Below are 15,389 nucleotides of genomic sequence, written 5' to 3' on the forward strand. Positions count from 1 at the left end.
CTTACCGGACCTCCACGGGGGTGCCCTGCAAACGTGCCAGGGCATCGTTCACCGACAGCGGCATGAGCTGACGCAGGCAATTGTAATGACCGAAGCGACAGGTACGGTCGAAGCACGGGCTGCACTCGATGCCCAGGCGCACGACTTCGACCTTATCGGCCAGCGGTGGCGTAAAGCCCGGCGAGGTGGAGCCGTAGACAGCCACCAACGGGCGGTTCAGGGCAGCGGCCACGTGCATCAGCCCGGAATCGTTGGACACCACCGAATCGGCGCAGGACAACAGGTCGATGGCCTCCGCCAGGGACGTGTCACCACTGAGGTTTACCGACTCTTCCCGCAGACCCGGAATCAGCCGCGAGCGGATGTCTTCGCCCACCGAGTGATCGTTTTTCGAGCCGAACAGCCAGACTTGCCAACCTTCGCGGATTTTTGCTTCAGCCACCTGAGCATAATGATCCGCCGGCCAGCGCTTGGACTCACCGAACTCGGCACCGGGACACAGCGCCAACACCGGACGGTCCAGGCTCAGGCCGAACTTGGCCAGCGCGGCTTCGCGGGTCACCGGGTCGATCTGCAGATCAGGGCGTGGGTAGGGCTTGGGCAATTCGGCACCCGGCGCATAGGCCAGGGCCATGAAACGCTCGATCATCAGCGGATAGCGATCTTTGTCCAGCGTGCGCACATCATTGAGCAGGCCATAGCGGAATTCGCCGCGCCAGCCGGTACGCCTGGGGATGCCGGCAAAGAACGGCACCAATGCGGATTTCAACGAGTTGGGCAGCAGGATCGCCTGGTCATATTGACCGGCCAGGGACTTGCCGATGCGCCGACGGGTCGCCAGCTCCAGCACACCGTGACCGAGCGGAAAGCTCAAGGCCTTGCGTACTTGCGGCATGCGTTCCAGGATCGGCCGACTCCACTCGGGGGCCAGGACGTCGATCTCGCATTGCGGGTGGAGCTGTTTCAGACACTGGAACAGTGTCTGCGCCATCACCATGTCACCGACCCAACTGGGCCCAACGATCAGAATATTCATGTGTTTTCCAAAAACGATACGGGGAGGCCTACGCCTCCCCGCCTCGAGAATCACTGTGGCCCAGGTCGTTGCCTTCTGCCTTCAATCTACAACACATCACGAATCCATTGTGGGAGCGAGCCTGCTCGCGATAAGGCCGGCACAGCCAACATCACTGTCGCCTGACACGCCGTCTTCGCGAGCAAGCCCGCTCCCACAGGGGCCTTCATCTACCCCCAGTGCATCAAACTCCACAAATCCATTGTGGGAGCGAGCCTGCTCGCGATGAGGCCAGCACATTCAATACTCAGCTCAGCCCCAACTCACGCCAGATCCGCAGCACCTGTCGGCGCTCATCCACAAACTGGTCGCCAGTGATCACCCCAGCCTCTTTCTGCAAGGCCTGGCGGTGGGCGGCGGAGCGGTAGGCTTTATAGGCCTCGCGCAGCAGGGTGGCATCTTCGGGTGGCATCAGGCCAACCTCTTGCAACCCCTCCAGGATGCGGATGTTATCGGTGTAGCGCGCCAGCGATGGGTGTTCCTCGGACCACGCCAGGGCCGCGTATTGCACCATAAATTCAATATCGACGATACCTCCGGCGTCCTGCTTGAGATCGAAGGGTGCCGTGGCCTCGAAAGCGTTTGGTGCAGTCCCGGCGGCCGTGGCTTTGCTACCCAGGTTATCGCGCATCTTGGCCCGCATCTCGCTGACCTCCTGGCGCAACGTCGGCAGGTCGCGTTTGCGCCCCAGCACCTGGGCCCGGACCTTCTCGAAGGCCTGGCCCACATCCTGGCTGCCCACCAACACCCGGGCCCGCACCAGCGCCTGGTGCTCCCAGGTCCAGGCTTCATTCTCCTGATAACGGGCAAACGCCCCAAGGGAACTGACCAGCAACCCCGACGCCCCGGACGGCCGCAGGCGCATGTCCACTTCATATAGCTGCCCGGAGTTGGTCTGGGCCGTCAGCAAATGGATGATTCGTTGGCCGAGCCGGGTGAAGAACTGTGCACCGTCGATGGGTTTAGGCCCATCGGTTTCCGCCTGAGGGTCGCCATCGTGAATGAACACCAGGTCCAGATCGGAACCATGCCCCAACTCCAGGCCGCCGACCTTTCCATAACCGACAATAATGAAGCCCGGATCGCACAAGCTACCGTCCGTGCGCGACGGTACGCCATGCTTGGCCGCCGTCTGGCGCCAGGCCAGGGCCAGGACTTGCTCGAGAATCGCCTCGGCCAGCCAGGTCAGGTAGTCGCTGACCTTCATCAGCGGCAGGCTGCCGGCGATTTCCGACGCGGCCACCCGCAGCCGGTGCGCCAATTTGAAATGCCGCAGGGCCTCCATCTGTTGCTCCAGGTCATCCTCGGGAATCCGCGTCAGGCGCTCGCGCAACTCCGCCGCCAGCTCCGGCGCCAAGGGCGGCTTGAACAGACGGCCTTCATTGAGCAACTCATCCAGCAGCAAGGGGAAACGGGTGATCTGCTCGGCGATCCATGGGCTCGCCGCACACAGCGTCAGCAAGCGCCGCAGAGCACCGGGGTTTTCCGTCAGCAACACCAGATAAGCCGAACGACGGGCCACCGCCTCCACCAAGGGCAAAACCCGCTCAAGCACCAGGTCTGGATCGGCATGTTCCACCGCCTGGGCCAGCAGGCGCGGAATGAAGGCATCCAGGCGTTCACGCCCCAGACGCTGCATGGCACGCAATTGCGGACTGGTGCGCAGGACAGCCAACGCCTTCAGCGCCTTGGGCGCGTCGACGAAACCACCTTCCTCCAACTGGCGACACGCGGCCTCTTCATCCTGGCTGTCTTCCCACAGCGGCAACCATTCACCGCCCACCACCACTTCGCTTTCGCTGCCCTCTTCTTCATCCGGATCAGCAATGACCTGGCCAAAATGCCAGGCCACGCGTCCACGCCAATACATCAATTGCTCGTGGAACGCCGGCCAGTCGGCAAAGCCCAGCATGAATGCAATGCGCGCCTGATCCTGGGGGCTGTCCGGCAACATCTGGGTCTGGCGGTCGGCGATGGCCTGAATCGCATGCTCGGTATACCGCAGGAATTCATAGCCCTGGCGCAGCTCGTCGATCACCTTGGCTGGCAGATAGCCTTGGCCTTCCAGGGTGCCCAGCACTTTCAGCAGTGGCCGCTGTTGCAGACTCAGGTCACGCCCGCCGTGAATCAGTTGGAACGCCTGGGCGATGAACTCCACTTCACGGATACCGCCCGACCCCAGCTTGATGTTGTCAGCCATGCCTTTGCGCCGCACTTCCTGCTGGATCAGTTGCTTCATGGTGCGCAGCGCTTCGATCGCGGAAAAATCCAGGTAACGGCGATAAACGAACGGACGCAGCATGTCGAGCAACTGCGCGCCCGCCACCTGGTCGCCCGCCACCACACGCGCCTTGATCATCGCGTAGCGTTCCCAGTCGCGCCCCTGGTCCTGGTAATACTGCTCCAAGGCGTTGAAGCTCAGCACCAGCGCACCGGCCGAGCCGTAGGGGCGCAGGCGCATGTCGACGCGGAACACGAAACCATCGACGGTCATCGGGTCCAAGGCCTTGATCAGACGCTGGCCAACGCGGATGAAGAACTCCTGGTTATCCAGCGGCCGTTTAACGCCAACGGTTTCGCCGCCCTCGGGGTAGGCGAAGATCAGGTCGATGTCCGACGACAAGTTCAACTCCACCGCGCCCAGCTTGCCCATGCCCAGGATGACCATGTGCTGCGCGGCGCCGCTGCGCCGGCCGGTGGGCGTGCCGAATTGCTGGCTAAGGCGCAGGTACAGCCATTGGTAGGCCTGGTCGATGCAGGTATCGGCCATGTCCGAGAGATCGCGACAAGTCTGGACGAGATCGGCCTTGCGGTTCAGATCGCGCCAGATGATTCGCACTTGTTGGCGGGTACGCTGGCGGCGCAGGACACGCCCCAGTTCATCCTCGCTCTCGGCGGCCTGCACCGCCGCGCCGATCTGCGTGCACATTTCGCCGGCGGCCAGACTGCGGTCCAGTTCGCCACTGCGCACCAGTTCCAGTAGCATCGACGGCTCGCGGAGGCTCTGCTCGATGACAAAATCACTGGCGGCCGCGACGCGATGAAACTCTTTCCAGCGCTCAGGCGTCCAGTTGGACAGTCCGAGGTCGTCGTCCAGCAACGCAACCGCCGCACGGAACGACTGCTCGGCACGACTGACCAATGACTGGAGAATTGCCGGTATTTCGGCAAGCAGGGGCAGGCTCATGGTCTATCCTTGATCGGCGCGGGAAAGGCTGGATGTAGTGTTTTTTCAAAAGCCACTACCTGATTGACTGTCGAACAAAGATGATAAATAGCTGAAAATCTGATTTTATTGGCAGCCGACATCAAGTTTTTACCTGTTCGAGTTAGCAAAAGACCAACAGTAACGATTATTCTCACAACGAAACGAGGGGCCAAAAGCCTTTCATGTGTAGTTTTACTACTCGTCTATACATCCGAGAGGCTGAAACAGCCGACGATTTGTAGTAAAACTACACGCCGCCGAAACAACCTTCGGCAATCCAAGAATTTATATCGTCTGCCCACAAGGCCAGTCGCAAACTCAGGCAACCGATTCTGGTAGCCTTTCCGCCCTGGAGCAAGCCATGCAAGACCTCGATCCCGTCGAAACCCAGGAATGGCTGGACGCCCTGGAATCGGTTCTCGACAAAGAAGGCGAAGACCGTGCTCATTATCTGATGACCCGTATGGGTGAACTCGCGACCCGCAGCGGTTCGCAACTGCCCTACGCCATCACCACGCCGTACCGCAACACGATCCCCGTTACCCACGAAGCACGCATGCCTGGCGACCTGTTCATGGAACGCCGCATTCGCTCGCTGGTGCGCTGGAACGCGTTGGCCATGGTCATGCGCACCAACCTGAAAGATTCTGACCTGGGCGGTCACATCTCCAGCTTCGCCTCCAGCGCGACGCTGTATGACATCGGTTTCAACTACTTCTTCCAGGCCCCGACCGACGAACATGGCGGCGACCTGATCTACTTCCAGGGTCACGCATCGCCAGGCGTCTACGCCCGTGCGTTCATGGAAGGTCGTATCTCCGAAGACCAGATGAACAACTTCCGCCAGGAAGTGGACGGCAACGGCCTGTCTTCGTACCCGCACCCTTGGCTGATGCCTGATTTCTGGCAGTTCCCGACCGTTTCGATGGGTCTGGGCCCGATCCAGGCGATCTACCAGGCGCGCTTCATGAAGTACCTGGAAGCCCGTGGCTTCATCCAGCCGGGCAAGCAGAAAGTCTGGTGCTTCATGGGTGACGGCGAGTGCGACGAGCCGGAATCCCTGGGGGCAATCTCCCTGGCCGGCCGCGAGAAGCTGGACAACCTGATTTTCGTCATCAACTGCAACCTGCAGCGCCTCGACGGCCCGGTTCGCGGCAACGCCAAGATCATCCAGGAACTCGAAGGCGTGTTCCGTGGCGCCCAGTGGAACGTCAACAAGGTCATCTGGGGCCGTTTCTGGGACCCACTGCTGGCCAAGGACGTCGACGGTATCCTGCAACGTCGCATGGACGAAGTCATCGACGGCGAGTACCAGAACTACAAGGCCAAGGACGGCGCGTTCGTCCGCGAGCACTTCTTCAACTCGCCTGAACTCAAGGCCATGGTTGCCGATCTGTCCGACGACGAGATCTGGAAACTCAACCGTGGTGGTCACGACCCGTACAAGGTCTACGCGGCGTACCACCAGGCGGTCAACCACAAAGAGCAGCCAACCGTCATCCTGGCCAAGACCATCAAGGGTTATGGCACCGGCGCCGGCGAAGCGAAGAACACCGCGCACAACACCAAGAAAGTCGATGTCGACAGCCTGAAGCTGTTCCGCGATCGCTTCGACATTCCAGTGAAGGACAGCGAGCTGGAAAACCTGCCGTTCTTCAAGCCGGAAGAAGGCAGTGCCGAGGCCCGTTACCTGGCCGAGCGCCGTGCCGCACTGGGCGGTTTCGTACCGCAGCGTCGCGCCAAGAGCTTCAGCGTTCCGACTCCGCCACTGGAAACCCTCAAGGCGATCCTGGACGGCTCGGGCGACCGTGAAATCTCCACCACCATGGCGTTCGTGCGGATCCTCGCGCAACTGGTCAAGGACAAGGAAATCGGTTCGCGTATCGTTCCGATCATCCCGGACGAAGCCCGTACCTTCGGTATGGAAGGCATGTTCCGCCAGTTGGGCATCTACTCGTCCGTCGGCCAGCTCTACGAGCCAGTCGATAAAGACCAGGTGATGTTCTACCGCGAAGACAAGAAAGGCCAGATCCTCGAGGAAGGCATCAACGAAGCGGGCGCCATGAGTTCCTTCATTGCCGCCGGTACTTCGTACTCCAGCCACAACCAGCCGATGCTGCCGTTCTACATCTTCTATTCGATGTTCGGCTTCCAGCGGATCGGCGACCTGGCCTGGGCGGCCGGCGACAGCCGTACCCGTGGCTTCCTGATCGGCGGCACCGCTGGCCGGACCACGCTGAACGGCGAAGGCCTGCAGCACGAAGACGGCCACAGCCACATGCTGGCCGGCACCATCCCGAACTGCCGCACCTACGATCCAACCTACGGCTACGAGCTGGCGGTGATCATCCAGGACGGCATGAAGAAGATGACCGAAGAGCAACAGGACGTCTTCTACTACATCACCGTGATGAACGAGTCCTACCAGCAGCCAGCCATGCCGGCCGGCGTGGAGGCGGGCATCGTCAAGGGCATGTACCTGCTCGAGGAAGACACCCGCGAAGCGGCGCACCACGTCCAACTGATGGGCTCCGGCACCATCCTGCGCGAAGTACGTGAAGCGGCGAAGATCCTGCGTGAAGAGTTCAACATCGGTGCCGACGTCTGGAGCGTTACCAGCTTCAACGAACTGCGTCGCGACGGCCTGGCCGTAGAGCGCAGCAACCGCCTGCACCCTGGCCAGAAGCCGAAACTGAGCTACGTCGAAGAATGCCTGAACGGCCGTAAAGGTCCGGTCATCGCGTCCACCGACTACATGAAGCTGTTCGCCGAGCAGATCCGCCAGTGGGTTCCTTCCAAGGAATTCAAGGTGCTGGGCACCGACGGTTTCGGCCGTAGCGACAGCCGCAAGAAGCTGCGTCACTTCTTCGAAGTCGACCGTAAGTTCGTTGTGTTGGCAGCCCTGGAAGCCCTGGCTGACCGTGGCGATATCGAACCAAAAGTGGTGGCCGAAGCCATCGCCAAGTTCGGCATCGATCCGGAAAAACGCAACCCACTGGACTGCTGAGGAGAATTTCCGTGAGCGAACTCATTCGCGTACCTGACATCGGCAGCGGTGAAGGTGAAGTAATTGAACTGTTTGTGAAGGTCGGCGACCGTATCGAAGCCGACCAGAGCATCCTGACGCTTGAATCGGACAAGGCCAGCATGGAAGTGCCTGCGCCGAAGGCCGGGGTCATCAAGAGTCTGAAAGTGAAGCTGGGCGATCGCCTGAAAGAAGGCGATGAACTGCTTGAGCTGGAAGTCGAAGGCGCCGCTGCGGCGCCTGAAGCAGCGGCGCCTGCTGCTGCCCCGGCCCCGGCTGAAAAACCTGCTGCCGCCCCGGCTGCCGCAGCCGCTCCGGCTCCAGCCGCTGCGCCGGCCGCTGCCACGGTCCAGGACATCCATGTTCCGGACATCGGCTCGTCGGGCAAGGCCAAGATCATCGAAGTACTGGTCAAGGTCGGCGACACCGTCGAAGCCGACCAGTCGCTGATCACCCTGGAATCCGACAAGGCCAGCATGGAAATCCCATCGCCGGCTGCCGGTGTGGTGGAAAGCGTCGAAATCAAGCTGGAAGACGAAGTCGGCACCGGTGATCTGATCCTGAAGCTGAAAGTGGCTGGCGCCGCCGCGCCTGCCGCTCCAGCGCCGGCACCTGCTGCTGCACCGGCCAAGGCTGAAGCCGCGCCGGCTCCGGCTGCCGCGCCTGCCGCCAAGGCCGAGGCCGCGCCAGCCCCTGCCGCAGCACCTGCACCAAGCGGTGCCAAGGTGCACGCCGGCCCTGCGGTACGTCAGTTGGCCCGCGAGTTCGGTGTCGAGCTGTCCGCCGTCGGCCCGAGCGGCCCACACGGTCGCGTGCTGAAGGAAGACGTGCAGGCCTACGTCAAGGCCATGATGCAGAAAGCCAAGAATGCACCGGCCGAAGGCGCCACCGGCGGCGCGGGCATCCCGCCGATCCCGGCAGTGGACTTCAGCCGCTTCGGCGAAACCGAAGAAGTGGCAATGACCCGCCTGATGCAAATCGGCGCGTCGAGCCTGCACCGCAGCTGGTTGAACATCCCTCACGTGACGCAGTTCGACCAGGCCGACATCACCGAGCTGGAAGCCTTCCGCGTTGCACAGAAAGCCGTGGCTGAAAAGGCCGGCGTGAAGCTGACCGTGTTGCCGTTGCTGCTCAAGGCCTGTGCGCACCTGCTCAAGGAACTGCCGGACTTCAACAGCTCCCTGGCGCCAAGCGGCAAGGCTGTGATCCGCAAGAAATACGTGCACATCGGCTTCGCCGTCGACACCCCGGAAGGCCTGCTGGTACCGGTCATCCGCAACGTCGATCAGAAGAGCCTGCTGCAACTGGCTGCCGAAGCCGCTGCCCTGGCCGAAAAAGCCCGGAGCAAGAAGCTCACCGCAGACGACATGCAGGGCGCCTGCTTCACGATCTCCAGCCTCGGCCACATTGGCGGCACCGGCTTCACGCCGATCGTCAACGCGCCGGAAGTGGCGATCCTGGGTGTGTCCAAGGCCACCATCCAGCCTGTCTGGGACGGTAAAGCCTTCCAGCCCAAGCTGATGCTGCCGCTGTCGTTGTCCTACGATCACCGGGTGATCAACGGCGCCGCCGCTGCACGCTTCACCAAGCGTCTGAGCGACCTGCTGGGCGACATTCGCACCATCCTGCTGTAAGCCAGACGGCCCTCCTCACGGAGGGCCTTCCGGATCGCTGTTTTCCGAGCCACGCTCGTACCTCAACCCCGCCGATGGCGGGGCTTTTTTTGCCCGCTATAAACGCACCAGAACCTGTGGGAGCAAAGCTTGCTCGCGATATCGGTGGATCAGCCAATATCGTTATCGACTGAACTCGCCCAGATCGCGAGCAAGCTTTGCTCCCACAGGGTTATCTGCCTTGACTGACAAGCATCAGGCCGTTTGCAGGCGACCTTTCCTACGTCATCTATCAGTCATTACCCACAACTTGTGTCCCCTTCCCTATCAGTATTTATTCAGCGTCGAGCTTTAGCATCGGCACGCAGCGACAACTTTTTGCTCGCACAAGTACTTTTAAAATGCTGCATTTCGAATGGACTCGAACATGTTCAAACCTACCGTCGGCCCAATTGTCGGCCACACCACGAGCGATCACGCCCGAATATTCCTGCGCGGCAACAACGACCCCAAGCTTCCGGTATTCGCAGGGCTTCGTTACAGGCGCCAGGGCGATACGGGGTGGACGAATGAACACTTCATTCAATTGCATGCCTATCGCGACATGACCGATGTGATCGTTATGAGGGACCTGCAAGCCGGCACCGCCTACGAATACCAGGCTGGATGGTTCACCGCGCCTCACAAACACGCTCCGCACGTGTCTCGACAATGGCCCGTGGAGATCTATCGGCTGCGCACACCGACTGCGAAAGCTGGCACTCCTCACGCTTATATCGTGGGTTCTTGCCGGTATCTGCGAATCACCGCCGGCGTTCCCTCGCTTCCAGAGCTCGGGGACCGCACGTTCGCCGGCATCCAGCGCATCGTGGACCAGGCCAATCCACCGATCAGCGGCGTATTGATGGCGGGGGACCAGGTTTATCTCGACGATCTGAACATCGTGGCCCCGGACCGGAACTACAACGACATCCTGTTCAAATACCGCACGGTCTTTTCCCAGCCCCACATCAGTAAATTGATGTCCAGCGTACCGACCTACATGATCCTCGATGACCATGAAATCGAAGACAACTGGCCCGCCAACCGACAAGTCGACGACGACATTCTCTACGCCAATGCCATGAGCGCCTACGGCCTCTATCAAGCCAGCCATAGCCCGGCCCATGCACTATCAAACGACGGCATATTGAGCAGATCGTTGCCGCACTACTGGTATCAGTTCGCTCACGGCGATATCGAATGGTTCGTCACCGACAGCCGGACACGACGCAACTTGTCGGCAGCCGACCGACGCATCCTGGATGTCGAGCAGGAGCAATCGTTGCTCGAATGGCTGGTGAACAGCACCGCCCGGGTCAAATTCATCGTGACCAGCGTCATGTTCTACCCCGACCGCACACTCAACGATGGCGACGCCTGGCAGGCCTTCCCGCAACAGCGCCTGCGACTGTTGGAGTGCATTCGTCGCCACGGGATAAAAAACGTGATCTTCGTATCCGGTGACGTCCATGGCTCCATGACCAGCCGACTGTGTCACAGCCAGGATTCCGACTTCGAGGTGCATACCATCGTCGCCTCGCCGTTCTGCAACAGCGAACTGCTGCCTTATGCCGTCGCCTCGAATTTTATTTTCAAGCCCCCCATGGCCCGGACCGAAAACGGTGACTACCACTATGAGCTGACCGGCCCAGTGATCAGCCAGGACAACTTCGCACACCTGCATGTCGCGGCCCAGAGCATTCACGTGACGTTTCACGACCGTGACGGTTACCCTTTACAGGTGGTCGATATCCCGTTGCGCTGACGAACGGTATTGCTCTCCAGGACCTCTGATCGGCTGGTGACTGGAGAAATTCGCTTTTCTGCCGATAAGGTTTATAGCACTTAGCCTTCATCTCTCTTGTCAGCCAGTGTCGCAATGATGCAACCTTGCGGCAATCCTTGATAACGAGGGGCGTCAGCCCGGCGCGATCAGCATTCTCGAAGCGAGTTTCCCCATGAAAAGCCAACCCGATGCCGCCAGCCGTATGGCGGCCGAGGTAGTGACGCAGTTACCGGTGCCCTCGCGGCTCGGTATGCTGCGTTTCGAGCGGCTGAATGAAGCGAGCTGGGCACTGCTGTTCCTCGACCCCAATTGCGAACGTTACTTCGGCCTGCCGGCGGTTGAGCTTTGCTCGCTGGTCAGCTCGCCCTACGCCAGCCTGATGGAGCCTGAAGCACGCTATCAACTGCATGATGCCATTCAGGAGCAACTGGCCCAGGCCCCGCATTACCTGATCCGCTATACGCTTCATACCGCCAAGGGGCCCATGAACCTGCTGGAAATGGGTGAAGCGTACAAACAGCACAATCGCCACCTGCTGCGTGGCTATCTGCTGGCGGTGGACAGCTTGCTGCAAAGCGAGCCATCGATGCCGGCCCTGGATCTGGAAACCCAGAACTCGCGCCTGCAGATAGCCCTGGAGCTGAACCAGCGCGCCCAGCAGGAACAGCTTCAGCATCTGGACCGCGTGCGCGCCCAGCAGGACCTCATCCTGCTGCTGACGCGCCAGCGCTACAGCGCCAATAATTCCTTGCTGGAAGCCGCTGAACTCATCACTCGCAGCGCCTGCGACATCTACCAGATCGATTGCGCCAGCATCTGGAACCTGGAGGACGGCAAACTGGTGCCGATTTCCGCCTATAACCGCGCTTCCCAGGAATACTTTCGGCCGGGCGTGATTGACGCCAACGAGTATCCCGACTACATGGAAGCGCTGCAGACCTGCCGCGCCATCGATGCCCATAACGCGACACGCGATCCACGCACCCGGGAAATGGCTGAAAGCCTGCGTGCGCGCAACGTCAACGCCATGCTCGATGCCAGCGTGCGGATCGACGGTCAGGTGGTGGGCGTGCTGTGCCTGGAGCAAGTGGGCGCCACCCGTGCCTGGCAGTCGGACGAGATAGCCTTTGCCGGTGAACTGGCGGACCAGTTCGCCCAGGTCATCAACAACCACAACCGCCGCATTGCCACCAGCGCCCTGCACTTGTTCCAGCGTGCCGTGGAGCAAAGTGCCAACGCCTTCCTGCTGGTCAACTGTGACGGCGTGGTGGAGTACGTCAACCCGAGCTTCACCGCCATCACCCAATACACCACCGAGGAAGTCCACGGCCAACGCCTGTCCGAACTGCCAGCCCTGGAAAACCTCAGCGAGCTGCTGTTCGACGCGCCCTCGGCCCTGGCCCAGAGCAATAGCTGGCAAGGCGAGTTCAAGAGCCGACGCAAGAACCTGGAACCCTACTGGGGCCAGCTATCGATTTCCAAGGTCTACGGCGACAATCGCGAGCTGACCCACTACATCGGTATCTACGAAGACGTCACCCAGACCAAACTGGCCCAGCAGCGCATTGAACGCCTGGCCTACACCGACAACCTGACCAACCTGGGCAACCGCCCGGCGTTCATTCGCAACCTCGATGAACGCTTCGCCCGGGACAGCAACTCGCCCATCAGCCTGCTGCTGGTGGACATCGACAACTTCAAGCGAATCAATGACAGCCTCGGTCACCAGACCGGTGACAAACTGCTGATCAGCCTGGCCCGGCGTCTGCGCAACAGCCTGAGCCCCAGCGGCAGCCTGGCACGCTTCGCCAGTAATGAATTCGCCGTGCTGCTGGACGACACCGACCTGGAGGCCGGGCAGCAGGTCGCCAGCCAGTTGCTGATGACGCTCGACAAACCGATGTTCGTCGATAACCAACTGATCAGCGTGACCGGCTCCGTGGGCCTGGCTTGCGCCCCGCTGCATGGCCGCGACCCGCAGACCCTGATGCGCAACGCCGGGCTCGCCCTGCACAAGGCCAAGGCCAACGGTAAGCATCAGGTCCAGGTCTTCACCGAAGCGCTGAACGCCGAGGCGAGCTACAAACTGTTCGTGGAAAACAACCTGCGCCGCGCGCTGACCCAGAACGAGCTCGACGTGTTCTACCAGCCCAAGCTGTGCCTGCGCAGCGGCCGCCTGCTGGGCATGGAAGCGCTGCTGCGCTGGAACCATCCGGAAAAAGGCATGATCCGACCGGACCAGTTCATCAGCGTGGCCGAAGAAACCGGCCTGATCATCCCCATCGGCAAATGGATCGCCCGCCAGGCCTGCCGCATGAGCAAGCAATTGACCGCCGCCGGCCTGGGCAACCTGCAGGTGGCGATCAACCTGTCGCCCAAGCAGTTCTCCGACCCGGACCTGGTCGCCTCGATCGCCAGCATCCTCAAGGAAGAACAACTGCCCGCACGGCTACTGGAGCTGGAGCTGACCGAAGGCCTGCTGCTGGAAGCCACCGAAGACACCCACTTGCAACTCGACCAGCTCAAGCGCCTGGGCCTGACCCTGGCCATGGACGACTTCGGTACCGGTTACTCGTCCCTGAGCTACCTGAAGAAATTCCCGATCGACATCATCAAGATCGATCGCAGCTTCATCCATGAGATCCCGGACAACCAGGACGACATGGAAATCACCTCCGCGGTGATCGCCATGGCCCACAACCTGAAGCTCAAGGTCGTGGCCGAAGGGGTCGAGACCGCCCAGCAACTGACCTTCCTGCGCCGCCATCGCTGCGATGTCGGCCAGGGCTACCTGTTCGACCGGCCAATCCCAGGCGCTGAGCTGATCGAGAAGCTCAAGCGCTACCCGCGCGGTCCAATTGACTGACAGCGCTGTAACACTCAGGCACACTGACAGTCTTATTGCTTGAGCTCGCTCAACTCAATCTGACTGAGAGGACTGATGATGGCCCTGCGCTCGGAAATTCTGGTGAACAAAAACGTGCTCCCTACTCAAGAACAAGCTCTGCCTGGCCGTGAAACCCCGATCAAGGTTCCGGATCAACACTTCGTCAACGGCAATCCGCTGCTCGGCCCGTTTCCGGGCAACGTGGAGTTCGCGATTTTCGGCCTGGGCTGTTTCTGGGGCGCGGAACGTCGCTTCTGGCAGCGTGACGGGGTCTACAGCACCTCAGTAGGCTACGCCGGCGGCTTCACCCCCAACCCGACCTACGAAGAGGTCTGTTCGGGCCTGACCGGCCACAGCGAAGTGGTGCTGGTGGTCTACGAACCGGAAAAGGTCAGCTACGAAGAACTGCTGGCAATGTTCTGGGAACTGCACAATCCGACCCAGGGCATGCGCCAGGGCAACGACATCGGCACTCAATATCGCTCGGTGATCTATTGCACCAAACCCGAACAACTGGAAGCGGCGAAGAAGAGCAAAGCGGTGTTCCAGGCCGAACTGACCAAGGCCGGCCTCGGGGAAATCACCACCGAAATCGATGAAGCGCCGACGTTCTACTATGCCGAGGCTTACCACCAACAATACCTGGCGAAGAACCCTGAGGGGTACTGCGGGATTGGCGGGACAGGCGTGACCTGCCCGATCTGACTTTCCAACCTCAGAAAGCTTCGCGAGCAAGCCCGCTCCCACCCGGCTCCGGGGTGAACACCCTATCCATGTTCACCACCAATCCCCTGTGGGAGCGAGCCTGCTCGCGATGGCGTCCTGCCGGACCGCATCGAACTCGCCGGATCAACTCTCGGCAATCAACCAATCCATCTGCCAGCCACCTTGGGTCTGGCCGAGCTTTTTCGACAGCCACGGCAGCAACTCACGCAATTCCTCCTCCAGCCCCCACGGCGGGTTGGCAATCGCCAGGCCGGAGCCGTTCAGGCTGTCGGGCGTGGCGAGCGGATGCACCAGCAGTTCCACTCGCAACAACTTTGGCGCGCCCGTGCCAGCCAGGTCCTGGTAAAAGCGACGCAGCATCCGCTGATCCTTCACCGGGTACCAGATCGCTGCCACCGTCTGACGCATCCGGCCAATGGCCTCCTTGAGGGAGGCGGCGCAGCGTTGCATTTCGTCGAGCTTCTCGAAGGGCGGATCGATCAGCATCAAGCCGCGCTTTTCCGCCACCGGCAGCAAGGCACGGGGCACATGCCAACCTTCACCCAGATGCACCGCCACACGGCGATCACCCTTCATGTTGTCCTTGAGCAGCACACCGTCCTCAGGGTGCTTTTCATTGAGCAAGACCCGATCCTGCGGGCGCGTCAGACGCCGCGCCAGCTCCGGTGAGCCCGGGTAATAGCGCAACTGTCCGTCCGGATTCATCTCGCGCAGCACGTTCATGTAGTCGGCGGTCAGCGGCGGCAGATCGTCCTGCCCCCACAAGCGCGCGATGCCTTCCAGGTATTCACCGGTACGATTGGCCTGGTCGCCCTGCAAGTCATACAACCCGATGCCCGCATGGGTATCGAGGTAGGCAAAGGGCTGCTCCTTGCGCGCCATCAGCGCGATAAGGCGGGTCAAGGTCAGGTGTTTGAACACATCGGCGTGATTGCCGGCGTGGAAGGCGTGGCGATAGTTCATGGCGGCTCCTGCGAAGGGCGACGAGTTTACCTCGAAGCGCGTCGAACGTCAGGGTTTCGCAGCC

At 61.1% G+C, this 15,389-nt stretch carries 8 protein-coding genes; 5 read left to right on the forward strand and 3 right to left on the reverse strand.

Features of this window, described 5'->3' with window-relative positions:
* Window position 1: 1 nt before the first annotated feature.
* Together waaF and glnE are read right to left on the reverse strand one after the other, a co-directional pair.
* Window positions 2–1,036, reverse strand: a complete 1,035-nt coding sequence (waaF, locus tag CGA22_RS11995; protein WP_041022660.1) for a lipopolysaccharide heptosyltransferase II — start codon at window positions 1,034–1,036, stop codon at window positions 2–4.
* Between the two features lie 286 nt (window positions 1,037–1,322).
* Window positions 1,323–4,262: a bifunctional [glutamate--ammonia ligase]-adenylyl-L-tyrosine phosphorylase/[glutamate--ammonia-ligase] adenylyltransferase gene (gene glnE, locus CGA22_RS12000; RefSeq protein WP_188258593.1), complete on the reverse strand. Its 2,940-nt coding sequence runs from the start codon at window positions 4,260–4,262 to the stop codon at window positions 1,323–1,325.
* A 382-nt stretch (window positions 4,263–4,644) separates the two neighbouring features.
* Here glnE and aceE point away from each other — a divergent pair, with 382 nt between their 5' ends.
* The 5 genes from aceE to msrA all read left to right on the forward strand — a co-directional run bounded on the left by aceE (window position 4,645) and on the right by msrA (window position 14,341).
* Entirely contained in the window at window positions 4,645–7,290 is a 2,646-nt protein-coding gene (aceE, locus tag CGA22_RS12005) for a pyruvate dehydrogenase (acetyl-transferring), homodimeric type (RefSeq protein WP_041024263.1), read from the forward strand.
* 11 nt (window positions 7,291–7,301) lie between these two features.
* The gene (gene aceF, locus CGA22_RS12010; protein ID WP_188258594.1) at window positions 7,302–8,942 is read left to right on the forward strand and encodes a dihydrolipoyllysine-residue acetyltransferase; all 1,641 of its coding nucleotides are present in this window, start codon (window positions 7,302–7,304) and stop codon (window positions 8,940–8,942) included.
* A 406-nt stretch (window positions 8,943–9,348) separates the two neighbouring features.
* Window positions 9,349–10,728: an alkaline phosphatase D family protein gene (locus tag CGA22_RS12015; protein ID WP_188258595.1), complete on the forward strand. Its 1,380-nt coding sequence runs from the start codon at window positions 9,349–9,351 to the stop codon at window positions 10,726–10,728.
* 193 nt (window positions 10,729–10,921) lie between these two features.
* Entirely contained in the window at window positions 10,922–13,615 is a 2,694-nt protein-coding gene (locus CGA22_RS12020; RefSeq protein ID WP_188258596.1) for a putative bifunctional diguanylate cyclase/phosphodiesterase, read from the forward strand.
* A gap of 78 nt (window positions 13,616–13,693) precedes the next feature.
* Window positions 13,694–14,341 (forward strand): peptide-methionine (S)-S-oxide reductase MsrA, encoded by a 648-nt coding sequence (gene msrA, locus CGA22_RS12025; protein ID WP_041024603.1) that lies wholly within the window; start codon window positions 13,694–13,696, stop codon window positions 14,339–14,341.
* Window positions 14,342–14,485: 144 nt separating this feature from the next.
* On the opposite strand, the gene CGA22_RS12030 is transcribed toward msrA, so the two are convergent.
* Window positions 14,486–15,325 (reverse strand): 23S rRNA (adenine(2030)-N(6))-methyltransferase RlmJ, encoded by an 840-nt coding sequence (locus CGA22_RS12030; RefSeq protein WP_041024601.1) that lies wholly within the window; start codon window positions 15,323–15,325, stop codon window positions 14,486–14,488.
* Window positions 15,326–15,389: the final 64 nt, after the last annotated feature.

Source organism: Pseudomonas sp. PSB18, from assembly GCF_014596565.1.
In the GTDB taxonomy this organism is placed as follows: domain Bacteria; phylum Pseudomonadota; class Gammaproteobacteria; order Pseudomonadales; family Pseudomonadaceae; genus Aquipseudomonas.

What these genes read in the sequence shown, in the direction of transcription:
- waaF (WP_041022660.1), bottom strand. Translation starts at nt 1,036, where the DNA reads ATGAATATTCTGATCGTTGGGCCCAGTTGGGTCGGTGACATGGTGATG.
- glnE (WP_188258593.1), bottom strand. Translation starts at nt 4,262, where the DNA reads ATGAGCCTGCCCCTGCTTGCCGAAATACCGGCAATTCTCCAGTCATTG.
- aceE (WP_041024263.1), top strand. Translation starts at nt 4,645, where the DNA reads ATGCAAGACCTCGATCCCGTCGAAACCCAGGAATGGCTGGACGCCCTG.
- CGA22_RS12015 (WP_188258595.1), top strand. Translation starts at nt 9,349, where the DNA reads ATGTTCAAACCTACCGTCGGCCCAATTGTCGGCCACACCACGAGCGAT.
- CGA22_RS12020 (WP_188258596.1), top strand. Translation starts at nt 10,922, where the DNA reads ATGAAAAGCCAACCCGATGCCGCCAGCCGTATGGCGGCCGAGGTAGTG.
- msrA (WP_041024603.1), top strand. Translation starts at nt 13,694, where the DNA reads ATGGCCCTGCGCTCGGAAATTCTGGTGAACAAAAACGTGCTCCCTACT.
- CGA22_RS12030 (WP_041024601.1), bottom strand. Translation starts at nt 15,325, where the DNA reads ATGAACTATCGCCACGCCTTCCACGCCGGCAATCACGCCGATGTGTTC.